At 69.3% G+C, this 25153-nt stretch carries 17 protein-coding genes and 1 pseudogene; 10 read left to right on the plus strand and 8 right to left on the minus strand.

Annotated elements, in window-relative coordinates; all coding sequences use genetic code 11:
- The 3 genes from AB0I98_RS21070 to AB0I98_RS21080 all read right to left on the minus strand — a co-directional run.
- A partial coding sequence (locus AB0I98_RS21070) for an extracellular solute-binding protein (protein ID WP_362943904.1) occupies nt 1-446 on the minus strand: 446 nt, incomplete at its 3' end.
- A 130-nt stretch (nt 447-576) separates the two neighbouring features.
- A complete protein-coding gene (locus tag AB0I98_RS21075; RefSeq protein ID WP_362943906.1) occupies nt 577-1596 on the minus strand; it encodes a LacI family DNA-binding transcriptional regulator in 1020 nt (339 codons plus the stop codon).
- A gap of 284 nt (nt 1597-1880) precedes the next feature.
- The gene (locus AB0I98_RS21080) at nt 1881-2612 is read right to left on the minus strand and encodes a FadR/GntR family transcriptional regulator (RefSeq protein WP_362943908.1); all 732 of its coding nucleotides are present in this window, start codon (nt 2610-2612) and stop codon (nt 1881-1883) included.
- A 180-nt stretch (nt 2613-2792) separates the two neighbouring features.
- Here AB0I98_RS21080 and AB0I98_RS21085 point away from each other — a divergent pair, with 180 nt between their 5' ends.
- A complete protein-coding gene (locus tag AB0I98_RS21085; protein WP_362943910.1) occupies nt 2793-4796 on the plus strand; it encodes a right-handed parallel beta-helix repeat-containing protein in 2004 nt (667 codons plus the stop codon).
- Between the two features lie 221 nt (nt 4797-5017).
- Entirely contained in the window at nt 5018-7249 is a 2232-nt protein-coding gene (locus AB0I98_RS21090; protein WP_362943912.1) for an alpha-L-fucosidase, read from the plus strand.
- Nucleotides 7250-7253: 4 nt separating this feature from the next.
- Here the strand turns inward: AB0I98_RS21090 and AB0I98_RS21095 are convergent, their stop codons facing one another.
- A complete protein-coding gene (locus tag AB0I98_RS21095; RefSeq protein WP_362943914.1) occupies nt 7254-7382 on the minus strand; it encodes a hypothetical protein in 129 nt (42 codons plus the stop codon).
- A gap of 290 nt (nt 7383-7672) precedes the next feature.
- Here AB0I98_RS21095 and AB0I98_RS21100 point away from each other — a divergent pair, with 290 nt between their 5' ends.
- The 5 genes and pseudogenes from AB0I98_RS21100 (at nt 7673) to AB0I98_RS21120 (ending at nt 14666) form a co-directional block, all read left to right on the plus strand.
- A complete protein-coding gene (locus AB0I98_RS21100; RefSeq protein ID WP_362943916.1) occupies nt 7673-8623 on the plus strand; it encodes an expansin EXLX1 family cellulose-binding protein in 951 nt (316 codons plus the stop codon).
- Nucleotides 8624-8816: 193 nt separating this feature from the next.
- A complete protein-coding gene (locus tag AB0I98_RS21105) occupies nt 8817-10802 on the plus strand; it encodes a beta-galactosidase (RefSeq protein ID WP_362943918.1) in 1986 nt (661 codons plus the stop codon).
- A 218-nt stretch (nt 10803-11020) separates the two neighbouring features.
- A pseudogene (locus tag AB0I98_RS21110) lies at nt 11021-11302 on the plus strand (alpha-galactosidase); the annotation flags it as partial.
- Between the two features lie 40 nt (nt 11303-11342).
- Entirely contained in the window at nt 11343-12854 is a 1512-nt protein-coding gene (locus tag AB0I98_RS21115) for a glycoside hydrolase family 43 protein (protein WP_362943920.1), read from the plus strand.
- Between the two features lie 57 nt (nt 12855-12911).
- Nucleotides 12912-14666, plus strand: coding sequence for a cellulase family glycosylhydrolase (locus AB0I98_RS21120; protein WP_362943922.1), 1755 nt, complete (start codon nt 12912-12914; stop codon nt 14664-14666).
- 63 nt (nt 14667-14729) lie between these two features.
- Here AB0I98_RS21120 and AB0I98_RS21125 read toward each other — a convergent pair whose 3' ends face one another.
- Entirely contained in the window at nt 14730-15710 is a 981-nt protein-coding gene (locus tag AB0I98_RS21125) for a LacI family DNA-binding transcriptional regulator (protein WP_362943924.1), read from the minus strand.
- Nucleotides 15711-15958: 248 nt separating this feature from the next.
- Between AB0I98_RS21125 and AB0I98_RS21130 the strand changes: the two genes are divergently transcribed.
- A complete protein-coding gene (locus AB0I98_RS21130) occupies nt 15959-17083 on the plus strand; it encodes a cellulose binding domain-containing protein (protein ID WP_362943925.1) in 1125 nt (374 codons plus the stop codon).
- A 147-nt stretch (nt 17084-17230) separates the two neighbouring features.
- On the opposite strand, the gene AB0I98_RS21135 is transcribed toward AB0I98_RS21130, so the two are convergent.
- Nucleotides 17231-18877: an RICIN domain-containing protein gene (locus tag AB0I98_RS21135; protein WP_362943927.1), complete on the minus strand. Its 1647-nt coding sequence runs from the start codon at nt 18875-18877 to the stop codon at nt 17231-17233.
- Nucleotides 18878-19246: 369 nt separating this feature from the next.
- Between AB0I98_RS21135 and AB0I98_RS21140 the strand changes: the two genes are divergently transcribed.
- Together AB0I98_RS21140 and AB0I98_RS21145 are read left to right on the plus strand one after the other, a co-directional pair.
- Nucleotides 19247-20863 carry a glycoside hydrolase 43 family protein gene (locus AB0I98_RS21140; protein ID WP_362943929.1) on the plus strand — a complete coding sequence of 539 codons (1617 nt, stop codon included), beginning with the start codon at nt 19247-19249 and terminating at the stop codon, nt 20861-20863.
- A 131-nt stretch (nt 20864-20994) separates the two neighbouring features.
- Nucleotides 20995-21960, plus strand: coding sequence for a glycoside hydrolase family 6 protein (locus AB0I98_RS21145; protein ID WP_362943931.1), 966 nt, complete (start codon nt 20995-20997; stop codon nt 21958-21960).
- 68 nt (nt 21961-22028) lie between these two features.
- On the opposite strand, the gene AB0I98_RS21150 is transcribed toward AB0I98_RS21145, so the two are convergent.
- Nucleotides 22029-22745, minus strand: a complete 717-nt coding sequence (locus AB0I98_RS21150; RefSeq protein WP_362943933.1) for a hypothetical protein — start codon at nt 22743-22745, stop codon at nt 22029-22031.
- Nucleotides 22746-22900: 155 nt separating this feature from the next.
- Complete coding sequence (locus AB0I98_RS21155) at nt 22901-25111, minus strand: 1,4-beta-glucanase (RefSeq protein WP_362943935.1); 2211 nt, start codon at nt 25109-25111, stop codon at nt 22901-22903.
- Between the last annotated feature and the right edge of the window lie 42 nt (nt 25112-25153).

The raw sequence follows: 25153 nt of genomic DNA on the forward strand, positions 1-25153 counted from the left end.
GCGCCGATCGGTGTGCCGTACGTCTTCCCACCCGCCTGGCCGGCCCCCAGCAGGTTGGCGTCCGCCTTGGAGGTGTCCAGCTTGTTCTCCTCGGTAGTGGTGAGCACGCCCGCCTCGGCCAGGGTGGAGACCATCGGGTTGTCGACGATGAGGACGTCCGGGGAGTTGCCCTGCTGCGCCGCCAGCAGTGTCTTGTTGGCCAGGTCGCTGGTGTCGAAGGCGGTCCGCTTGACCGTCACTCCGGCCTCGGTGCCGCACTTGTCCAGCAGCTTCGCCCACGCCGAGCCCTTGGCGAACTGCGGGTAGGGGTCCCAGACGGTGTACGTGCCGCTGTCCGCGCCCTTGTCCGCGGTGCCGCCCGAGCCGGAGGAACAGGCGGTGCCGGTGACGGCTACGACGGTCGACAGGGCCACGGTGGCGAGGAGCCGCCTCGAGGAGCTGTGCATGGTGGATCCTTCGTTTTTGGCACACGGGTGCCGTGGGAGGGGTGACGAGGGGGGAAGCGGGCAGGCCGGACGGGGACGGTGAGGGAACGGGTGTCCGGTGAAGTGAAGAAGTCGGGGGGTACGAGCGTGGTCAGGCGGGCGTGCCGCCCGCAGGGCCGGTGCTGGCCCGCAGCGAGATCGGCGGGGCGAGAAGGTGGTGGCGGGGTGGGGCGTCGGGGTGGTCGATCCGCTCGATGAGCAGGTCCACGGCGCGGCGGCCCATCTCCTCCGCCGGTACGTTCGCGGCGGTGAGCTGCGGGGTCACCGTCTCCGCCCACCGGCCGGCCACGACCCCGGTGACGGAGAAGTCGCGCGGCACATGGCGGCCCGCCTGGGCGAGCCCTCCGTACAGGCCCCCGAGGGCTGCCTCGTTCAGCGTGACCACGGCCGTGGTGGCCGGGTCGTCGTGCAGGATCTGTTCCAGGCATGCCTGGCCGGACGCCGCATCGTCCCCGCAGCAGTACGTGCGCACCGTCAGCCCGCGCTCGGCGGCGGCCTTGGTGAAGCCGTCCAGTCCTCGGTGTGCGGACTCGTAGCCGGCCCGCAGGAGTTGCTCCGGTCGGTTGACGAAGGCGACCCTGCGGTGGCCGAGGTCCGCGAGGTGGTGGACGCACGCCGCCGCCAGTGCGGTGTGGTCCAGGCCGACCCACCAGCTGCCCTCAGGATGTGCGGTGCGGCCGATGGCGACGAAGGGGAAGTCCAGTTCGGTCAAGTGGTCGACCCGGTCGTCCTGGAGTCTGATCTCCATCAGGATGGCGCCGTCCACGCGCCGCTCACCCAGCAGCCGCTGGAACGAGCGGTCGCTGTCCATGCCGCTCGGCGACAGCAGCACGTCGTAGTCGTAGGCCGCCGCGGCCTCCACCACGCTGCCGATGAAGTCCAGTTGCATCCCGGTGTAGTGGTTCCCGGCCGGCGGGAAGACCAGTCCGATCGTGCTGGTCCGGCCGTTGGCGAGGGCACGGGCGCTCGCATTGGGGCGGTAGCCCAGCTCGTCGATCACCTCCTGGATCTTCCGCCGGGTCTGGTCCGACACGGGGCGCTTGCCGCTCAGCGCGTAGGACACGGTGCTCCGCGAGACACCGGCCCGCCGGGCGATCTCACCGATGTTCACGGCGACTCCTTGCTCGAACCGGTTCGACCCCTCGGAGGAGGGGGCGACCGCCGGTCGTGTCGGTGTGGAACGGATGTGTGGAGTGGAACGAACGAAGCGAGCGTCGGTTGTCGAACCGGTTCGCGTGAAGTGAAGGTAGGAAGCACCCGAACCCCTGTCAACAGCCGTGACGAAATCTCTTGCGACCGGATGGAGCGGGCTCGGAAGTGATTAGGAAGTGATGTCGGAGGGATTGATGGCCGCAAGCGCCGGTGCTAGCTTCGCCGAACCGGTTCGACTTGCCGCTACTCAAGGATTGAGGACGCCGGCCGCGTGGAGGGGACGGGTTCACGGGAGCGCAGGTGTTCCCTCAGCCACTGCTCGGTGTTGCTCACGTGGAGCAGTGCGGCGGCCTGGCTGAGGGCGGCGTCACGGGTGGACAGCGCGTTGAAGATCGCCTCGTGTTCGGCCAGGGTGCGGCCCGCGGCCTTGTCGTCGACCAGACCGCGCCAGATGCGGGCGCGCAAGGTGCGGCCGGAGATGCCTTCCAGGAGGGTGAGGAGGGTCTCGTTGCCCGTGGCCGAGACGACGGCGCGGTGGAAGGCGGCGTCGTGGGCGTTGAGCCGTTCGACGTCGTCGCGGGCCTCGCGCATGGCGTCCAAGTGCCGCTTCACCTCGGCCAGTTGGGCGTCGGAGATGCGGGTGGCGGCAAGTGCCGTGGCCATCGGTTCGAGGAGCCGCCGTACCTCCATGAGGTCCTGCAGGGCGACCGAGTCGCCCTGGAGCAGTTCGACCGCGCCGCCGAGCCCCTCCAGCAGCAGGCTCGGCTGCAGGCTGGTCACATACGTGCCGTCGCCCCGCCGGACCTCCAGGACCCGCGCGACGGCCAGCGCCTTGACCGCTTCCCGGGCGAGGTTGCGGGAGAGCCCCAGCTGAGCGGCCAGGTCCGGCTCCGGTGGCAGCTTCGAGCCCGGCGGCAGGGCACCGGTAAGGATCAGCTCACGCAGTTGCTTGATGGCTTTGTCCGTCAGAGACACCGCTCAGCCCTCCCCCACCGTGCCCCGCGAGCACGTCCGACCTGATCAGCCCCCGAGTGACGTTGATGATACTGGGATGCCGATGATTCCGACTTTGGTCGACGATGCCGCTACCTCAGGACGACTGCGCACCATCTGATGCTGCCCCCAGGGTGGAGCTCCGTACATCGAGGAGGCAGCGTGGCGATCTTCCGGACACGGACAAGGGCAGGCGCCGTGATGCGGGCGGCGGTGGCGATCGGGCTCTCGGTAGCGGCCGTGGCGGCCGTACCGTCTCCGGCGACGGCCTTACCGGCCCCGACGGCGACCCCCACCCAGCTGTACGTCGCTCCCTGGGGCAAGGACTCCTGGCCCGGCACCCTGGACCGACCCTTCGCCACACCGGCACGCGCGCAACAGGCCGTACGCGCCCGGGCGCCACGGATGACGGCGGACCTGGTGGTGAACCTGCGCGGTGGGACGTACCACCTGAAGGCGCCGCTGCGCCTGTCGGAGGCCGCGGGGGACTCCGGCCGGGGCGGCCACCGGGTGATCTACCAGGCGTACGGCCACGGGACACCCCGACAGGAGCGGGTGACGATCAGCGGCGGCCGTCAGATCTCCGACTGGCGGCCGGACCGACGGCTCAGGGGATTCTGGCGAGCGGACGTGGGCGGGCTCGAGACCCGCCAGCTCTACGTCGAGGGCCGGCGCGCCACGCGGCTCACGCGCGACGGTGCGGGCTTCCCGGGCACGCTGAAGACAACCAGGACCGGTTATGTCACCACCAGTGCCGTCCCCCGAACCTGGCGGAACCCCGGCGACATCGAGTTCGTCTACCGATCCGGCTATGTCGAGGGCCGCTGCGGAGTCGCGGGGGTCTCCGGCAGCGCCCGCCGGACCACCATCACCATGGACCAGCCGTGCTGGGATCTGGCCCAGGAGCTGTACGAGGGCCCGGAGTTGCTCGAAACGCCGAACAGTGTGGAGAACTCCCCCAGCTTCGCGCCCGAGCCCGGCAGCTGGTATCTCGACCGCTCCCGGCCCGGACACCACGAGCTGCTCTACTTCCCCCGGCCCGGGGAGGACATGCGCCGGGCCAGGGTGGTCGCCCCGGTCCTCGAGAACCTGGTCACCGGCACCGGCCGTCCTGGCCGCCCTCTCCACGACATCGTCTTCCGCGGCCTGACGTTCGCGTACGCCACCTGGCTGGCGCCCAGCGAACCCGCCGGGTTTCCCGCCGCGTGGAGCATGTACCTGCGGCCCGGGAAGGGCGAAGACGCGAGGCTGCTCACGGTGCCCGGCGCGGTCGCCTTCCGCACCGCCGAGCGGATCACCTTCGAGGGCAACCGTTTCACCCATCTCGGCGCCCAAGCGCTGGAGTTGTCCGAGAACAGCTCGTACAACGTCGTCGACGGCAACGTCATCAGCGACGTCTCCGACGGCGGCATCCTCATGGGGGTGGTCCCGCCCGACCAGAAGGGGACCAACCGCGGCAACCGGATCACCAACAACTGGATCCACCACATCGGCGCCGAGTACCACGCGGCCTCCGGCATCTGGGACACCGCGACCCAGGAGACCACCATCGCGCACAACCAGGTCAACGACGTGCCCTACACCGGCATCCTGTCCGGCCCCAGCGACGACCTGCGCGGCATCATGCACGGCAACCGCATCCTCGACAACCGTGTCTTCGCGACGAACCGACTCCTCGAGGACGGCGGCGGCATCTACCTGCGCGGCGAACAGGGCAGCTCCTTCGCCGACGGAGCCGTCATCAGCGGCAACGCGATCACCGACAGCAAGTACGGCGACTGGAACGTCGGGATCTACACCGACGACAGCACCAACTGGGTCACCGTGGACCGCAACACGGTCTACGACTACGTCGCCTCCATCGGCGGCTGCAGCGAGGAATGGGGTAACCGCCCCGTCCAGAACGTGCGCTACCGCGGCAACTTCTGGGACGACGCCGTGCCCGAATGGCTCGAACGACGGGAGTTCCCCGGGGCCTGGCCCCCGGCCGACGCGCAGAACCTGGAGGAGGGGTGCGGCGACCCCCACCGCCTCACCTTCACCGACAACACCCTGCTGCCTCCCCGCAACCCCGGCCCGGCCTGCGCCACCAACCCGGCCTGCGCCGCCGTCCTGGCGAACGCCGGCCCTCTCCCGGCCTACCGCCAGCGCTTGGGCATGCCATGACGGACTGGTGACTCGCGCACGCGTCGTCAGGGCACAAACATGCCATGTTTGCGAAGTCTCAAATCACACCAAACACGCCATGAACAGGCCCAACTGCCTTACCCTGTGGCGCCTTTCATCCCTGCACACCCGTTGACATCCCCGTGAGACATGGCAGACCTTCATGCGTAACGAGCGACACCCCGCATTCCTCTGTCCCCCTCCGCATCAGGGATGTCTCCATGTCGAGTTCGATCAACAGACGCAACTTCCTGGCCGGCGCCACCTGCGTGGCCGCGGCGGCCGTTGCCGGAGGTGTGTTAGGTACCGGCGCCGCTCAAGCTACGCCCGGCATCTACACGCCCGACTGGGACTCGGTCGACCAGCACCCGCCGGCCCCGGAGTGGTTCCAGGACGCGAAGTTCGGGATCTACTTCCACTGGGGCGCCTTCAGCGTCCCCGCCTACGACAACGAGTGGTACCCGCGGAACATGCACGAGGCGGGCAGCAACGCCAACCGGCACCACATCGCGACCTACGGCCAGCCGTCAGCATGGCCGTACCACAACTTCATCAACGGAGCCCGGAACCTGGCGGGCAACACCGTGAAGTTCGCGCCGAAGCTGAAGTCCGCCGGCGGGAACTTCGACCCCGACGAGTGGGCGCAGCTGTTCGTCGACGCCGGCGCCAGGTTCGCCGGCCCGGTGGCCGAGCACCATGACGGCTTCTCCATGTGGGACAGCCAGGTCAACGAGTGGAACTCGGTGAAGAAGGGCCCGGGACTGGACCTGCTGCGACTCTTCTCCACGGCCATCCGCGCCAAGGGCCTGAAGCTGCTGGTGTCCATGCACCATGCGTACAACTTCACCGGCTTCTACGAACATGTCCCCGCCCAGACGGACCCCAGCCTCAAGAAGCTCTACGGGCAGCTGGGTTCGGCGGCGGAGAACCAGCTCTGGTTCGACAAGCTCAAGGAGGTCATCGACCGCGCCCAGCCCGACATCCTCTGGCAGGACTTCAATCTGGACGCCGTCGACGAGCAACAGCGCCTGAACTTCCTGGCGTACTACTACAACCAGGCCAACGCCTGGGGCCGCGAGGTCGTCACCACGTACAAGGACGGCATGCACGGCAAGGGCGAGGTCTTCGACTACGAGCGCGGCGGCCCTGCCGACCTCACCACTCCGTACTGGCTGACCGACGACAGCATCTCCAGCAGCAGTTGGTGCTACACCCAGGGCATCGGCTACTACACCCTCCAGCAGATGCTGCACTCGTTCATCGACCGGGTCAGCAAGAACGGCAACATGCTGCTGAACATCGCGCCGAAGGCCGACGGCACCATCCCCCAGGCGCAGAAGGACATCCTGCTCGGCATCGGAGACCACCTGAAGCGCTTCGGCGAGTCGGTGTACGGGACGCGTGCCTGGACGGCGTACGGCGAGGGCCCGACGAAGATGGGCGGCGGCTCGTTCACCACTCCGCACGCCGGTACTCCGCAGGACATCCGCTTCACCCGCAACAAGGCGGGCACCGTCCTGTACGCCACCGTCCTTGGATGGCCCGGCAGTTCGCTGACGATCAAGACGCTCGGCTCGGACCGGATCAACCTCTCATCGCTGACCTCGGTCAAGCTCCTCGGTACCACCGCCGGCACCTATATCGACCTGCCCACGCCGGCCCAGAACGCGTCCGGCCTCACGGTCGCCCTGCCGTCGTCGGCGCCGTACAGCGCGGGCGCCTACGTCCTGAAGCTCGCCTTCTCCGGCACGATCCCCGGCCTGCGGCCGCTCGCCGGTGCCATCGCCTTCACGGACGTCAACTACACAGGCAACGCCAGCGTGTTCACCGTCGGCGACCACACCGCGGCCGACCTGACCGCCGCCGGACTGGGCCCGCGCACCCTCTCCTCCCTCCGGCCGGCTCCCGGCTACCAGGTCATCGGCTACTCCGGGGACGACTTCACCGGCACCTCCTGGACGTTCACCGCCGACAACCCCGACCTGCGGGGCACCGGCAACAACGACCAGATCACCTCGCTCAGGGTCCGGTTCAACCCGGCGACGTACTTCCGGATCACCAACGCCGCCAACGGACTCGCCCTGGACAGCGGCGGCAACGTGGCCTCCGGGTCCAACCTCAAGCAGTGGACCTGGGACGGCAGTTCCAACTTGCAGTGGCACGCGGAGGCGGTCTCGGGCGGCTACTACAGGCTCGTCAACCGCACGAACGGCATGGTCGCCGACGGCCGGGGCGCCACCGCCGACGGCTCCCCGGCGAGGCAGGCCCCCTGGAACGGCGGCACCAACCAGCAGTGGACGATCACCCACCGGGGCGGCGACCGCTACTCGATCGCCAACCGCACGACCGGTCTGGTCCTCGACGGCGGCGGCAAGGTCGACTCGGGCTCCGTCACCAAGCAGTGGACGTACGGCAGCAGCACCAACCTGCTGTGGACCTTCGCGGCCCTCTGATCCGCTACTTCAACCGTGTACCGACCAAGGCGATGCCCACGAGGAGGCCCCAGCACAGCAGCACCACGACGTTGCATCCGCCGGCAACGTACGACGAGATCTCCGCGTGCGCAGTGCCGGGAAGGGCGTTCACGAGGTTCTCCTCTTGTACGGTCTGCCCGGCACCGCGTCGGCGGTTCTGACACCTCCATCCCATCGCCGGCCACTCTCGTTTTCACTCCGCCGGTCAGCGGGGCCACCCCCGCCGACAGGCCGGACTCGGCCATCCCGGAGAAGGAGCCGCGCCACCCCGACGGTTCACGCGCGTGATCATGCGCGGGCCGGCTGCGCCTCACCGTTCCTCAAGAAGTCGTCGGCAACCTTTTCGGCTCCGGCGGTCACTGAGCAGTGCACCATCAGCTCGAGCTTCCGAACGGACGGGTAATGAAGACAGCGAGGCAGGCCGCGCGGCAGCGCAGGCAGAGGCGCAAGCTCGTGTTGGGCGCCACCGTGGCGGTGACCGCCGTGAGCGTGCTCGCCTACCTGGTCATGGCGTTGCCGCAGGACCGCAAGGCCGATGCGGGGACTGCCGCGGCGACGCCCATCGCCACCACCCAAGAGGCAGCCACCGCGACTGGGACGGCCACTCCGACCGCGACGGCGAAACCGACCGCGACCAAGACCCCGTCCCCCACACGCAGTGCGACCACCCCGGCAGCACGGCCGTCACCGAAAGCCACGCCTCGGCCTCCGCGAACGGCAGCCGGCACGGCATCGTCGACCGGACGCATTCAGCCGAAGACCACCTACCAAGGAGTCGCCACCGCCTACGAGGCCGCCGACGGAAACGGCGCCTGTCTGTTCGGCCCGAGTCCCGACCTCATGATCGCGGCGATGAACACCACGGACTACGAGACGTCCAGGGCGTGCGGCGCGTACGTGCTCGTCCGCGCGGCCAACGGCAAGTCGATCACGGTACGGATCACCAACGAATGCCCCCTGCCCTGCGCACCCGGGCAGATCGACCTCAGCCAACAGGCCTTCGCCAAACTCGCCGACCTCAAGGTCGGCCGGATCCCGATCACCTGGCAGCTGCTGAGCCCCAGCACGTCCGAGACGATCTCCATCAGGTACAAGACCGGGTCCAGCCAGTACTGGTGCGGCATCCAGGCGATCGGGCACCGGAATCCGGTCGCGCGCCTGGAGGTCCGGACCGGCGACGGCTGGCGGCAGCTGCCGCGCACCGAATACAACTACTTCCTCTCCGAAAACGGCAGCGGCTGCGGCAGCTCGATCAGAATCACGGACATCTACGGAGAGCAACTGACCATCGCCGGGATCGCGGTGCGGCCGAACGTCGTGCAACCGACCCAGGTTCAGTTCGCCCAGCGCTGATCCCGCCGTCCTCGTGTGCACGTGAGTTGTCGAAGCGCATCGACGGTCAGCGTTGTCCCTGTTTGGCAGCCAATTGCCGCCTGACAAAGAAACTTTCCTTGTGTTCAGGCTCTTGTTTCGCAAGAAACAAGTCCGTTACCTTCCCCATCAAGTGAAGCGCTTCGACAGCTTCGAGGGAAGGGCCGCGACTGTCATGTCGGCACGCAGCATCACCGACCGCCTGGGCGGCCTCGCCTTCGGCGGGGACTACAACCCCGAGCAGTGGGACGAGCCGGTCTGGAAGGAGGACGACGAGCTCATGCGCCGGGCCAGGGTCAACCTGGCCACGGTGGGCGTCTTCTCGTGGGCCCTGCTCGAACCGGAGCAGGGGCGCTACGACTTCGCCTGGCTCGACGCCCACATCGAGCGCCTGCACGCGAACGGCGTGGCCGTCGACCTCGCCACCCCGACGGCCTCCCCGCCGCCCTGGTTCACCTTCGCCCACCCCGAGGCGCTGGCGGTCAAGGCCGACGGCAGTCGTCTCGTGCACGGCAGCCGCGACACGTACTGCCTCGCCTCGCCCGCCTACCGCAGCGCGGCCCGCCGGATCGCCTCCGCGCTGGCCGAACGGTACGGCGAACACCCGGCTCTCGCGCTGTGGCACGTGCACAACGAGTACGGCACGCTCTGCTGGTGCGACCATGCCGCCGCGGCCTTCCGGGTGTGGCTGCGCGCCCGGCACGGCTCGCTCGACGCGCTCAACGAGGCGTGGGGCACGGCTTTCTGGAGCCAGCGGTACACCTCCTGGGAGCAGGTGCTGCCGCCGCGCGCGACCCAGTACCACAAGAACCCGGGGCAGACGGTGGACTTCCACCGCTTCTGGGGCGACGAGATCATCGCGGCCTACTGCGAGCAGCGCGACGCGATCCGCGAGCACAGCGACCGTCCGGTGACGACGAACCTGATGCTGCCCTACTACCTGAGGCTCAACGTGTGGGCGTTCGCCCGCGAGCTCGACGTCGTCACCTCCGACCAGTATCCGTCCGAACTCGGCCTGGACTCCGCCGCCCACGTCGCCTTCTACGCCGACCGCTCCCGCTCCCTGGCCGGCGGTCGCCCGTGGCTGCTGATGGAGCAGGGCACCAGCACGGTCTACGACGGCGAGCAGGTGCTCGGCAAGGAGCCCGGGGAGGTCCTGCGCCACAGCCTCGGCCACATCGCGCGCGGCTCGGAGGGCGCCCTGTTCTTCCAGTGGCGGCAGTCCCGGGCCGGCGCCGAGACCTGGCACTCGGCGATGCTGCCGCACGCGGGTCCCGACAGCCGTATCTTCCGCAAGGTCACGCAGACCGGCGAAGCGGTGGCCCGGCTCGGCGAGTTGGCGGGATCGACGGTCACCGCACAGGTGGCCGTACTCGACGACCCTGACGCCATGTGGGCGCTCGAGGTGGACGGCCTGCCCTCCGCCCGCCTCGACTACCACGCGCCGCTCGCCGAGGCGCACCGGGCGCTGTGGGACGCGGGCGTCACGGTCGACTTCGCCCACCCCGAGCACGAGTTGAGCCGCTACCGGCTGGTCATCGCTCCGTCTCTGTTCCTGCTGTCCGACAAGGGCGCCGAGAACCTGCGCCGTTACGTCGCCGGCGGCGGGACGCTCCTTGTGCAGCACGCCACCGGATACGTCGACGACCGTATGCACGCCCGCCTCGGCGGCTATCCGGCCGGGCCGCTCCGCGAGGCGCTGGGCATCCGCGTCGAGGAGCACCGGCCGCTGCGGACGGACCAGCGGATCGCCCTGTCGGACGGCTCGCACGGCACCGTATGGAGCGAGTCGCTGCGCACCGAAGGCGCCGAAACGCTCGCCTCCTACACCCACGGCATGCTCACGGGCAGCCCCGCCCTCACCCGGCACCGCTCCGGCACCGGACAGGGCTGGTATCTCTCCACCCGCCTGGACGACGCCGACTACGGCGCCCTGGTCGGACGGCTCCTGAAGGAGGCCGGCGTCGAGCCGGAGCTGCCGGACCTGCCGGCCGGTGTCGAAGCCGTCACCCGGCACGCGGCCGACGGCCGCCGCTGGCACGTCCTGATCAACCACACCGCGGACGCCTTGCCCCTCCCGGAGCCCGCCCACGACGTGCTGTCCGGCGCAACGGCCCACCAACTGCCGCCCGGCGGTTGCGCGGTGCTGCGCGGCCACTGACCTGGAAGGCCACGATGGACAAGGAACAGCGGAGCTTCCGCTGGGGTCACGAGGCCCTGGAACTCGAGTTCGTTCTCGGTGACGACGGCAACGCCCGCCTGACGCACCTCGGACTGCCCGGAGAGGCGAGCAGCGGCCCCCAGGGGTCCCTGCCTCTGGTCGAGGTGACGGCCACGGGCACGGGCGCGGCTGGTCGGGGTGCGGGCGGCGGTGGGCGCTCCGGCCGCCTGCCGGAACTGGGGCCCGAGGCCCGCGAACTGGTCCACGAAGCGGTCGCCACGTACAAGGCCATCCGCGCCGACCTGCCCCGGGCCGTGCCGTCCTGGCCCCTGGGGCTGCCGGGCTGGGACGACCCCTGGATCGCTCTCGCCTTGCACGCCCCTGCCACCACCTACCTCACCGTCTGGCGCCGCCCGGGCGGTGAGGCCACCGTGACCCTGCCCACCGCGCCGTCCGCGGCGCTGGTGCGCATCACTCGCACGGAGCCGGACGCTCGCTGAGCGCCGCCCTGCTGCTCCCCCGACGAAAGGACGACCAAGGGTGCCCGCTCAGAACCGGCCTGCCCGCGCCGCCAACCCCGTGCTCCCCGGCTTCCACCCCGACCCCAGCGTCTGCCGGGTCGGCGACGACTACTACCTCGCCTGCTCCAGCTTCGAGTACTTCCCCGGCGTACCCCTCTTCCACAGCCGTGACCTGGTGCATTGGCGGCAGATCGGCAACGTACTGGACCGGCCGGAGCAGTTGCGTCTGCCGGCCTCCATGCCGTCCTCGGGCGGCATCTACGCCCCCACCCTGCGCCATCACGACGGCCGTTTCTGGCTGATCGTCACCAATGCCCGGGAGGGCGGCGGCAACCTGATCGTCACGGCGACCGACCCGGCCGGACCCTGGTCGGATCCGATCCCGGCACCAGGCGTGCCCGGTATCGATCCGGACCTGGCCTGGGACGAGGACGGCACCTGCTGGTGCACGGTCGCCGGGGTGTCGCAGGTCCGCATCGACCCGTCCACCGGCCAGACGTACGGCATACCGCACAAGCTCTGGTCGGGCGGCCCCGGCGCGAAGGCTCCGGAGGCGCCGCACCTGTACCGGATCGGCGACTACTGGTACCTGCTCATCGCCGAGGGCGGCACGGAACGCGGCCACGGCGTGTCGATCGCTCGCGGCCGCACGCCTCAGGGCCCGTTCGAGCCGTGTCCGGCCAACCCGATCCTCACCCACCGCGGCACCGACCATCCCGTGCAGAACACCGGGCACGCGGACCTGGTCCAAGGCCCCGACGGCTCCTGGTGGATGGTCTTTCTCGGCGTACGTCCGCGCGGCGGCACCCCCGGCTGGCACGTGCTCGGCCGGGAGACCTTCCTGGCTCCCGTGACCTGGGAGGACGGCTGGCCGGTCGTCGGCGAGGTCACCCTGGACCTGTCCGCGCTCCCCTGGCCGCTCTCCCCCGCCCCCGCCGAGGAACGGCGCGACGACTTCGAGCTGAGCGAACTCGGTCCGGGCTGGATCTCCGTGCGGGACCGCCCCGCCGAGCTCTGCACCACCAAGGAGCGCCCCGGATGGCTGACGCTCCGCGCGCGGGGCGACTCCTTGGACGAGCCCGACGTGGTGTTCACCGGCCGGCGCCAGCAGCACCTCACCTGCCGGGCACGCACCCTGGCCGACCCGGAGCAGGGGCGCGGCGGCCTCGCCGTCCGGCTGGACGAGCGGCATCACTACGCGATCGAGGCGTCCGGGACGGACGTACGGGTGATCGCGCGTGTCGGCTCCCTGCGCACGGTCGTGGCCGAACGCTCCGTACCCGCCGGGCGGTTGGTCCTCGCCCTCACCATCACGGACCCACCGCCTCCGCACGGACCGTGCACCGGACCCGACGTCGTCTCCCTCGGCATCGAACAACCCGACGGCACGTTCACCGAGTTCGCGGCCCTCGACGGCCGCTACCTGTCGACCGAGGTCGCCGGCGGCTTCACCGGCCGGGTCATCGGCATGTACGCCACCGCAGGCACCGTCCACTTCGACTGGTTCGACTACGAGCCCCTCGAAGGCTGAACCGACCGAACGGCACGACCGAAACCGAAGGACACGACCGACCGAAAGGGACGACATATGAAGGACATACGGCACCCCGCACACCATCGCAGCCGCGCCCCCGGCCGCCTGGCCTCTCTGCTCCTGGTGCTCGCCGTCATGCTGGGACTGGCCGGCGGCACCTCGACCGCTGCGCCCGACGCCGCGGCGGAGCCGACAGGGTCCACCGTCAGAGTTCCGGCCCGCGCGATGGACGCCGTCGCCGCGATGCAGCCCAGCTGGAACCTGGGCAACACGCTGGACGCGATTCCCAACGAGGACTCCTGGGGCAACGGGCAGACCACCAAGGCGACGTTCGAGAAAGTCGCCGCGGAGGGTTACCGCAGCGTCCGCATCCCGGTGACATGGAACGCGCACCAGTCCGCCACCGCGCCGTACACCATCGACGCCACCTACATGGCCCGCGTCAAGCAGCTCGTCGGCTGGGCGCTGGACAGCGGACTGTACGTCGTGCTCAACGTCCACCACGACTCGTGGCAGTGGGTCGAGAAGATCACGAGCGATCACGACAACGTGATGGCCCGGTTCAACTCCACCTGGTCCCAGATCGCCACGACCTTCCGTGATGCGCCGCGCACTCTGGTCTTCGAGGGCATCAACGAGCCGAGCTTCGCCGGCGCCACGGATGCGCAGAAGTTCCAGTACCTGAGGGAGCTGCAGATCTCGTTCCACTCCCTGGTCCGCGCCTCGGGCGGCGCGAACGCGAACCGCCTGCTGAGCTTGACCACGCCGGCCGGCAGCCCCGACCCGGCCTTCATGGACGACCTGTACAAGACGATCACCTCGCTGAACGACGATCAGCTCGTGGCGCAGGTGCATTTCTACAGCTGGTACCCGTTCAGCGTGAACGTCGCGGGCGGCACCCTCTACGACGCCACCGCGCAGAAGCACCTGGACGACACCTTCACCAACATGCACAACACCTTCGTCGCCAAGGGCATCCCGCTCTACATCGGCGAGTACGGCCTGCTCGAGTGGCCCAACCACTTCCACCCCTCCCGCGTCGAGCGGGGCGAGGCGCTGAAGTACTTCGAGCATGTGGGATACACGGCGCGCAAGTACGGCCTCACCACCGCCCTGTGGGACCCGTTCTCGTACCTGAACCGCGAGACCCTGCAATGGCGTGACCCGGCCCTGATGAACTGGATCAAGTCGAGCTGGACCACCCGTTCGGGCACGGCCTCCTTCGACAAGGTCTTCGTGCCGAAGTCCGGCGCGATCACCGCCAAGTCGCTCACCCTGAACCTCAACGGCACCAAGTTCCGCGGGGTGTGGCAGGGCGACACCAAGCTGGCCGCGGGACGGGACTACACTGTCTCCGGCAGCCGGCTGACCTTCACGGCCACGGCGCTGACCCGCCTGGTCGGCAACCGCGAGTACGGCGTCAACTCGACGCTCCAGGCCCGGTTCACCAGTGGGCTGCCCTGGAACATCGACATCGTCACCAACGACGTCCCTGTCCTGACGAACGCCTCCGGCACCAACGAGTCGTTCGCCGTTCCCACCCAGTACCGGGGCAACGACCTGGCGACCATGCACGCCACGTACGCCGACGGCACCAATGCCGGCCCGACCGACTGGACCCCGTACCAGGAGTTCAACAAGGCCTTCTCGCCCGACTACCCGAACGGCACGATCATCCTGACCCCCGAGTTCCTCAAGACGCTCCGCGACGGGGAACCGGCGACGCTGGTCTTCCACTTCTACAGCGGCAGCACCGTCACGTACCACATCACGAAGTCCGGCAGCTCGGTCACCGGCACAGTCGCCTGACCGACCGGCCCCTCGCCCTGGTTGCCGCTCCCGGCAGCCAGGGCACACGTGTCCGAGGCTCCCTCACTCCTCCTTCGGCGGAGCCGTGCTCTCCCGGACCGTGAGGGTGGTCGCGATCTCCAGTCCCACCTGCGGCACTTCCTCGCCGCGGCCGAGCGTCAGAGCCAGCTCGGTGGCGGCCGCCGCCATCTCGGCCAGCGGCTGATGGACCGTGGTCAAGGGCGGGTCCATCCAGGCCACGGCCGGTACGTCGTCGAAACCCACCACGCTGAGATCGTGCGGGATGCGCAGGCCCAGCTCGCGCGCGGCCTGGTAGACACCGAGGGCCTGCATGTCGTTGGCGGTGAACACGGCGGTGGGGCGGTCGGGGCGGGTGAGCAGCTCTCGTGCCGCGGCGTATCCGTGCTCGCGCGTGAGCTGGGTCTTCACCACCAGGCTGGGTTCCATCGGCAGTCCGGCTTCCGCGAGAGCGGAAGAGTAGCCGGACAGCCGTGCGAGGCAGAAGGAGTGGTCAGGTCCGCTGATCATGGCGATGCGCCGGTGCCCCAGGTCGACCAGATGCCGGGTCGCCGTCTGACCGCCCCGCCAGTTCGTGGCACCCACGAACGGAACGTCGTCGGGCAGCTCGTCGATCGGGTCGAAGACGACGAACGGGATGCCCTTGGCCGCCAGTTGGTCGCGCTCGGCTTCCGAGAGCTGAGCGACCGACAGGACACATCGGGGGCGCCTGCCGACCGTGTCGTCCATGGTCATGCCCACCGTGTCATGGAGACCGAACTCCGACACCAGCACACCGATCCGGTTTCTGCGGGCCACGCGCTCGACACCGCGGATGATCTCCACGGCCCACATGCTCTCCAGCTCGCGGAACACGAGTTCCACCAGGTTGCTGCGGCTCTTCGGGGGCTTGCGGTAACCGTGCTGATGGATCAGTTCCTCGACGCGGGCGCGGGTCTCGTCCGACACCCCCGACCGGCCGTTGAGCACCTTCGACACGGTGGGCACGGAGACGCCCGCGGACTCGGCGATATAGGCGATCGTCACCGACGCGGGTCCCCCGCCGCGCTCTGAGTGGTCCTCCGTCGAAGGTCTTCCCGTTCGGTTGTCCGGCACAGTCGCCTTTCCCCATCCCCTCGCCTGCTGCCGCTGCCATTCTCGCAGCCGGCGGAGGAAGCGGCACAGCGCGTCGGACACAGCTCCGACGAAGAGGGTTGTCATGGGCATGCAAGCGCCCTACAGTCCGCCGGAAACAGCTCATGGGAGCGCTCCCAATCTTCGAAAGAGGGTTCACCATGCGACCGTTACCGCACCTTCCCCGCACCGTGCGCGGCACATGGGGCGCGCTCATCACCGCGCTCGCCACCGTCGGTGCGCTCTTCGTCGCCACACCCCCGGCCCAGGCCGACACCACGGTCTGCGAACAGTACGGCTCGACCGTCATCCAGGGCCGATACGTCGTCCAGAACAACCGCTGGGGCACCAACGACCCTCAGTGCGTCACCGCCACCGACACCGGCTTCCGGCTCAGCCGGGCCGACGGCTCGGTGCCCACCAACGGGGCTCCGAAGTCGTACCCGTCCCTCTTCAACGGCTGCCACTACACCAACTGCTCGCCGGGGACCAACCTCCCCGCGCAGCTCTCCGGCATCTCCAGCGCGCCGAGCAGCATCTCGTACGGCTACGTCGGCGACGCCGTGTACAACGCCTCGTACGACATCTGGCTGGACCCGACGCCCCGCACCGACGGCGTGAACCGGACCGAGATCATGATCTGGTTCAACAAGGTGGGCCCGATCCAGCCCATCGGCTCCCAGGTCGGCACGGCCACCGTCGGCGGACGCACCTGGCAGGTGTGGTCGGGCAGCAACGGCTCCAACGACGTGCTGTCCTTCGTCGCCCCGTCGGCGATCGGCGGCTGGAGCTTCGACGTGATGGACTTCGTCCGGCAGGCCGTGGCCCGCGGACTGGCGCAGAGCGACTGGTACCTGACCAGCGTTCAGGCCGGCTTCGAACCCTGGCAGAACGGCACCGGGCTGACCGTGAACTCGTTCTCGTCGACCGTCGACACGGGGGGTGGACCGGGCGGCCCGGGCGGCGCCACGACCTGCGGGGTGTCGTACGCCACGAACGTGTGGCAGGGGGGCTTCACCGCGGACGTCACCGTCACCAACACCGGTTCGGCCCCCGTCGACGGCTGGCGCCTCGCCTTCGCCCTGCCCTCCGGCCAGCAGATCACCAGCGCCTGGAACGCCTCCGTCTCCCCGTCCTCCGGATCCGTCACGGCGAGCGGCCTGGCGCACAACGCGAGCATCGCCCCCGGCGGCAGCCGGACATTCGGGTTCCAGGGCACCTACAGCGGCACCTTCGCCGCGCCGGGCGGGTTCAGCCTGAACGGGACCGCCTGCACCAGGACGTGACGTCACCGGCGCCGGACGCTTGCGTGCCGTCCGGCGCCATGACAGCCATCCGCGGCGACGGCCCTCACCGCGGATGGTGCCCAGGAGACACACCGTCTGCTCAACTCCCTGCGTCGGCACAGGCGGTGCCGCCGGTGACCCGGCAGGTCACACCCGGGTCCACTTCTGGTTGGCCTGGCCGTTGCAGGTCCACAGGACCAGCGGGGTTCCGTTGGCGGTGCCCGCGCCATTGACGTCGAGGCACAGCCCGGCGTGGACGTTGCGGATCGATCCGTCGGAGCCGACGGTCCATTTCTGGTTGTTCTGGCCGTTGCAGGACCAGGTGATGACCCGGGTGCCGTTGGTGGTGCCCTGGTTGTAGGCGTCCAGGCACTTGTCGCCGAAGACGCGGATCTCGCCGCCGGCCCACGTGGTCCACAGCTGGTTGGCGGCCGTGTGGCAGTCCCACAGCAGAACCGTGGCCCCGGCGGCGGTGGAGGCGTTGTCCACGTCCCCGCAGCGTCCGGATGCGTTGCCCCGCAGCCGCGAGGTGGTGGCGGCCAGCGGGCTGCCGCCGGTCACCCGGAACACGGCCACCCCGTGCGCGGGGACGCTCGCCGAGATCTGCCCGGACGTGCTGGACGTGCCGCCGGTCCACAGGTCGGTGAGGGTGAACGAGCCTCCGGCGAGGCCGACTTGCGCGGCCGTGGTGGTGACCGTCGCGGTGCTACCTCCCCGGTTGAACAGGCCCACCGCGACCGAGCCGTCGGACAGGGGCTTGGCGAACACCTCGGTGGCGCCGTCGTCGCGCACCCTGCGCCCGCCCGCTCCCAGCGCGTCCTGGTTCACCGCCAGCAGACGCGGGTTGCGCAGGATCGCGCTCACGTCGGCGGACATGGTGCGGATGTCGTTGCCGGCCATGAGCGGGGCGCTCATCAGCGACCACAGGGCGAAGTGGGAGCGGGACTCGGTCAGTGACAGGCCGGGGCGGCCGACGACCAGCATGTCGGGGTCGTTCCAGTGGCCCGGACCCGACTGTGCGGCGAGCGGCGCGTTGACGTCCAGGACGTTGCCGACGCCCATCGGATAGCTGTTGGTGTTGCCGTTCTGCCAGATGTCGAGCAGGTCCTCGGTCGTCCGCCACAGGTCGGCGACCTCGCCCCAGTTGTACGTGGCGCCGGTGATGGCGTGGAAGCTGTTGGGGTTGATGCTGTAGACGATCGGCCGCCCGGTGGCGCGCAGGGCGTCGCGCATGAGCGAGAACCGCGCCACCTGCTCGTCACGGGTGCCCTCGGAGGAACACCAGTCGTACTTGAGGTAGTCGACGCCCCAGGAGGCGAACGTGTTGGCGTCCTGGACCTCGTGCCCCCTGCTGCCCGTCGCCCCGGGATAGGCGCCGGTCGTCTGCGCGCAGGTGCGCTCGCCCGGCACCTGGTAGATGCCGAACTTCAGGCCCTTGCTGTGGATGTAGTCCCCGAGTGCCTTCATCCCGCTCGGGAACTTGGTCGGATTGGCCCGCAGGTTGCCTGCCGCGTCGCGCTGCGGGTCGAACCAGCAGTCGTCGACCACGACATACCGGTAGCCGGCGTCGCGCATGCCGGAGGACACCATCGCGTCGGCGGCCTGGCGGACCTGCGCCTCGGTGATCCCGCACCCGAAGCTGTTCCAGCTGTTCCACCCGAGAGGCGGGGTGAGCGCCGGGCTGCCCGGCGCGGCCGAGGCGGTGGTTTGAGAGGAGGCCGTCACGGACGCGATGATCGTCAGCACAACGGTCGCGAGGAGACGGAGCAATCGTCCACCTGATCGTCTGGGCACCTGGGCTCCTTTTCCGGTGGATCACGCAAAGGGGTCCGAAATTTCGGATGTCATTCGGAAACTGAGAACCTCACGGATACTAGAGAGGCGAGCGGTCATGTCAACACGTCCGGCTAAACCTGCCACACCTTGCACGGCAAGGACTGAGGATGGGACACATCCTCGCTCACCCGACTGACTGACCTGCACCGATTCACATCTAAAGGGCTCGAATGTTTCGAGACATCCCACGAATCATGCGGGAAGCCTTGACGGCACTCACGGGGCCCCTATCATCCAGGTTGCTCGACAACTCGACTTGCGTTCGAGATCACGAACACACGAGAGCCGCTCCACTGCCGAGCCGCAAGGAGCACGCCGCATATGGATATGTCATGGCCTCATCAACACCTCTCTCGTCGTCGCGCGCTGGCGGCCGCCACCGGCCTGACCACCGGCTCGGTCCTCCCTCTGGCCGCAGCCCAGGGACCGGCCCGCGCAGCCGCCGCGGCGTACACGAACCCGGTGATCTGGCAGGACTTCGCGGACATCGACATCATCCGCGTCGGCGACACCTTCTACGCCTCGGCCTCGACGATGCACTATTCGCCGGGCGCGCCCGTCCTGCGCTCGTACGACCTGGTGAACTGGGAGATCGCCGGCCACTCGGTGCCCGTCCTCGACTTCGGCGCCAAGTACGACCTGAACGGCGCCCGTGGCTACGTCCGGGGCGTCTGGGCGTCGTCGCTGGCCTACCGTCCGAGCAACAGGACGTTCTACTGGCTGGGCCAGATCGACTTCGCCCGGACCTACATCTACACCGCCACCGCCGTCGAGGGCCCGTGGAGCAGGCACACGACGATCAGCACGCCGTACTACGACGCGGGTCTGCTCGTGGACAGCGACGACACCCTGTACGTGGCCTACGGGAACACCACCATCAGCGTTGCCCAGCTCTCGCCCGACGGCCGCAACCAGGTGCGCACGCAGCAGGTGTTCACCACACCGTCGAGTGTCGGCACGCTGGAGGGCGCCCGCTTCTACAAGATCAACGGGCAGTACTACATCTTCCTGACCCGCCCCGCGAACGGGCAGTACATCCTGAAGTCGACGAGCGGCCCCTTCGGTCCCTACACGATGCGGCAGGTACTCCTCGACCTGCGCGGGCCGATCCCCGGCGGTGGCGTCCCGCACCAGGGCGGGCTGGTGCGGACGCAGGGCGGCGCCTGGTACTACATGGCCTTCGTCGACGCGTACCCCGGCGGCCGGATGCCCGCCCTGGCGCCGATCACCTGGACCTCGGACGGCTGGCCCGTCGTGCAACTGGTCAACGGCGCGTGGGGCACCTCGTATCCCAGTCCGGCCGTGCCCACCCCGCCCCGCCAGGTCACCCCCATGACCGGCGTCGACACCTTCGACGGCACGACCCTCAAACCGAGGTGGGAGTGGAACCACAACCCGGACAACACCAAGTGGTCGGTCGACAACGGCCTGACCCTGCGGACCGCGACCGTCACCAACGACCTGTACTGGGCCCGCAACACCCTCACCCACCGCATCCAGGGCCCCACCTCCACCGCCACGGTCCAGCTCGACCACTCCGCGATGCGGGACGGCGACCGGGCCGGACTCGCCCTGCTGCGTGACTCGTCCGCCTGGATCGGCCTCAAGCGCGACGGCGGCGCGACGCGGGTGGTGATGGTCAACGGGCTGACCATGGACGGCAATTGGAACACCACCGGCACCGGCACCGAGGTCGCGAGCGCGCCCGTCTCGGGCGGCCGGATCTGGCTGCGCGCGGCCGCGGACATCCGCCCCGGCGCGGCACGCCCCGGCACCTTCTCCTACAGCACCGACGGCACCACGTTCACCCGCCTCGGGCCCGCCTTCTCCATGGGCAACGACTGGCGGTTCTTCATTGGCTACCGATTCGCCCTCTTCAACCACGCCACACAGGCACTCGGCGGCGCGGTCCGCGTCACGCGGTTCGAGCTGTCCACGCCCTGAACGACCGGCTCCGGTACCAGACCAACTGGACCTGCTGACCGACCGTGCCGTGGGGAGCGCGTCCGATGGGAGCGCTCCCATGCTCACCGGCGACCATCCGACGCATCCCTGTCAGAAACCGAGGTACCGTCATGCGCCGCAGACTCCTCGCCCTGGTGGCAGCGCTCTCCTCGCTGCCGCTGGCGCTCGCCGCCGCGCCGCCCGCTCACGCGGCCGACCCGACGACCATGACCAACGGGTTCTACGTGGACCCCGACTCCAGCGCGAAGCGGTGGGTCGCCGCCAACTCCGGTGACGGCCGGGCCCCCGCGATCAACGCGTCCATCGCAAACACACCGACGGCCCGCTGGTTCGGCTCCTGGAGCGGCCCCATCGGCACGGCGACCGGCGCGTACGTGGGCGCCGCGGACGCCCAGGACAAGCTGCCCATCCTCGTCGCCTACAACATCTACAACCGCGACTACTGCGGCGGGCACTCCGCGGGCGGAGCCTCCTCGCCGTCCGCCTACGCGAACTGGATCGCCCAGTTCGCGGGCGGGATCGCGGGCCGCCCGGCCGTCGTCGTCCTCGAGCCTGACTCCCTCGGGGACTACGGCTGTATGAACCAGGCCCAGATCGACGAACGCGAGGGCATGCTCACCGGCGCGCTCGCCGAGTTCAACCGCCAGGCTTCCAACACCTGGGTCTATCTCGACGCCGGCAACCCTGCCTGGGCGAGCGCCGCGACGATGGCCCGGCGCCTCCACGAAGCCGGCGTCCAACAGGCCCACGGCTTCTCACTCAACGTCTCCAACTACCTGACCACGGCCGAGAACACCGCTTACGGCAACGCCGTCAACAGTGAGCTGCGCACCCGGTACGGCTACACCAAGCCGTTCGTCGTGGACACCAGCCGCAACGGCAACGGCTCCAACGGCCAGTGGTGCAACCCTTCAGGCCGCCGTATCGGAACCCCCACCCAGTTGGGCGGAGGCGCCGAGATGCTCTTGTGGATCAAGGTCCCGGGTGAGTCCGACGGCAACTGCGGCGTGGGCAGCGGTTCTTCGGCCGGACAGTTCCTCCCGGAGGTCGCCTACAAGATGATCTACGGCTACTGATCCGGGTGCGGGCCGAGGTCGACCGCTCCTGTGGAAGGACGCGGACCGGCCTCGGCCCTGATGCCGGGTCAGCCGCCGTTGATGGTCAGGTTGTTGGTGTTGAAGTTGAGTCCGCCGGACGACGAGGTCACCTCATAGCCGAACTGGACGTCGCCGATCATCTCGTTGCCGGGCATCCAGCCCTTCGTGTAGGCGATCCACTGGAGTACCGGCTTGACGTCCACGGTGCCGGAGTTGGAGTCGGAGGTCCGCAGGAACGAGAACACCTGGTTCGACCCGTTGGTGCCCTTGTAGACGTTCCAGTTGTGGCCGCCGAGCGAGACGTTGCCCTCGTAGCCGCCGATCGGGCCGACGGCTCCGTTGTAGTTGACCCAGAGCATGATCTCGTAGTCGTGGTCGGTGTCCCAGATGTCGTACGACGTGTTGTAGGCGCCGGACGACGGGACACTGACGTTGTAGTCGCTGGTGAGCCAGCCGAGGGAGTCGATCGTCTTGTTGATCGTTTTCGTTGAGTTGGCGTAGGACTTGATGCCGCCGGTGTTGGGGTGGTCGGCCCAGACACCCCAGTTGGTCCCGGAGTTGGCCCAGGCGCACTGGCTGCCGGCGCCGGAGCCCCAGACGTTGTTGTAGAGCTTGTAGCCGTCCAGGCTGGTGCTGCCCCACTGGTCGCAGGAGTTCCAGACTGCTGCCGAAGCGGGGGCGGAGGCCAGGCCGACGGTGGCACCGAGAGCCATCGCCGGCGCCAGCACCGCCATGCTGACCTTGCGGATCGCGCTTTTTACCATGGTGTCCCTTCCACGGGTGGGGGGAATTGTGGGGGTGGGGGAATTGCGGGAGTGCTACCACGCCCCCTGGCTGAGGACGTGGTCCTCTCCGGCGACGAGTTCGATCGGCTGCGCGTCACCGGAAGAAGTCCTGACTTCGATACGGCGGCCGGGCATCAGGCGGGCTCCCCGTACTGCACGCCGCGCCCGTTGGTGGCGAGGTAGACCCGGCCGTACACGCGCGGATCGCCGGTGATGGCCGCTCCGGTCCAGCCCCACTGGTGCCGGTCGTCGTTGATCCGCGTCCAGGTCTTCGCCTCGTCGTCGGAGCGGTAGACGGCGTTGAAGTCCTCGATGCCGCCGGCCATGTAGACCGCCGGGTAGGAGGCGCCCGCGGCGGCCTTCCCGAAGCCCAGGGTGTGCGAGGCCCGGCAACTGCCGACCTTGGTGAAACTCGCCCCGCCGTCGGTGGAGCGGTAGAGCCCGTTCGCCTTGGCGCTGAGCCACAGGTCACCGGAGCGTCCCGGGGCCGCGGCCAGCTGGAACCCCGCGTCGCCGGAGGGCAGTCCGGTGGCCCGGGCGGTGAAGGTCAGACCACTGTCGGTGCTGGCGTAGAGCGTGCCGGCGCTCGTGTCGAAGGCGTAGAACCACGTCGGGTCCACGGGATCCGCGACCAGGACCGCACCCTTCGGCAGGGAGGTGACCTCGGACCAGGTGGCGCCGTTGTCCGCCGAGCGGTGCGCCGGATACACGGTGCCGTCCCAGTGCGCGAGCGACCACAGCAGCACACTGCCGTCGGCGCTGGTGACGATCGGGCCGGGCGCGTCCTTGGCGACGGCGGGCTGGGCCTTGAAGGGCGCCCAGGTCTTACCGCCGTCGTTCGACCAGGCACCGTTGCCGTTCTCGCCCGAGCCGGTGCGCACGACGTACGAGGGCTTGGCCGCGGCCTGGGCGAGTCCGATGGCGGACCCGAAAACGGGGTTCGTGGCCATGCCGCGCGACGGCGAGGCGGTCAGCCGCTCGTGGTAGAGCACGCCGATGTCCCGCGACCCGCTGATCAGGTGGGCCTCTCCGGTCGGAGGCGACACGAGCGCCACCACGGACGCCTCCTCAAGACCGCGGATCTGCGGAGCCCAGCGCTTGAGGTCGCGCGTGCTGTACAGGGTCGCGCCGGTGCCGTAGACGACGTGCCCGGAGTCGAACGGGTCGAGACCGATGGCCTGGATCCACCAGCCGAACTTGGGCTGATCGTTGCCCCACTTGAGGTAGGGGGTCTCGGAGACGTCGAGGACGGCCGTGTCCTTCAAGGACGTCCAGCTGCGGCCCCCGTCGGTGGAACGGAACACGGTGTCGACCTCGGCCCAGCGGTTGTTGGTGGACACGACGAGCGTCCCGGGCCGACGGGCGTCGACGGCGACACCGCCGTAGCCGAAGGAATCGGTCCCGCCATCACTCGACGCCCCGCCGGGCTTCACGGGGGTGACCTCGGTCCACTTCCCGTTCGTCGTACGCAGTTTGTGCACGCTGCCGTCCGACTGCCCGTTGGGGCCGGGGGCGTTGGCATACGTCACGTACAGCTCGCGGGTGAGGCGATCGTACGCGGCGCGCACGGGCACCTTGGCGGCGGTGCCGGTGGGCTGCCCGGGGACGGGCTCCCAGGTCTTTCCGTCGGACGTGCGGTACAGGTTGGGGTGGTCGGCGGTGCCGTCGGAGTCGCCCCAGCCGGCGTAGACGCTGCGGCCCGCGGCGACGAGGAGAGTGATGCCCTGGCCGGTGGCGCTCGGGGCGGCCGGGAAGCTCACGGCCTTCCAAGTGGCCCCCCGGTCCACCGACTTGAGCAGCCCGTCGTGCCGGGTGCCGAGCCACAGGGTGTCGCAGTTCCGCGGATCGACCAGCAGCCGTTCCCCGCATCCCCGCCCGTCCTCATTGGCACCGAGCTTCACGGCGAGGTCGGTGCGCTTCCAGGTGGCACCCCGGTCGTCGGAACGCAGCACGGCTCCGTTGCCGGCCCAGGACTGGGTGTAGGTACCGAGGGCGAGATAGACCCGGTCGGGGTGGGCGGGGTCGACGGCCATGGCCTCGACGCCGAGGAGGTTCGAATCGTCCCAGCCGATGTGGTCGGTCAGCGGGACCCAGCGGTCGGTCCGGTCGTCCCAGCGGTAGGCACCCCCGATATCGGTCCGGGCGTAGGCAAGCCCGCGCACCGACGGATGGAACAGCACCCCGGTGATGAACCCGGTGCCACCCATAACGGCGTTGCGCCAGCGGTAGCCGGTGGCAGGCTCGACGGCCTGTGCCCGCCCGGGGAGGAAGGGGACGGTGGTAAGCGCGGCGACGGCCGCGGTCCCGGCAAGAACGGCTCGCCTGCTGAGGTGAGACGTGTACATGACATACCTCGCTCTATAAAAAGGGGGTGCGGATACCTACCT

Origin of the sequence: Streptomyces sp. NPDC050211, from assembly GCF_040656035.1 — a bacterium.
Taxonomy (GTDB): Bacteria; Actinomycetota; Actinomycetes; order Streptomycetales; family Streptomycetaceae; genus Streptomyces.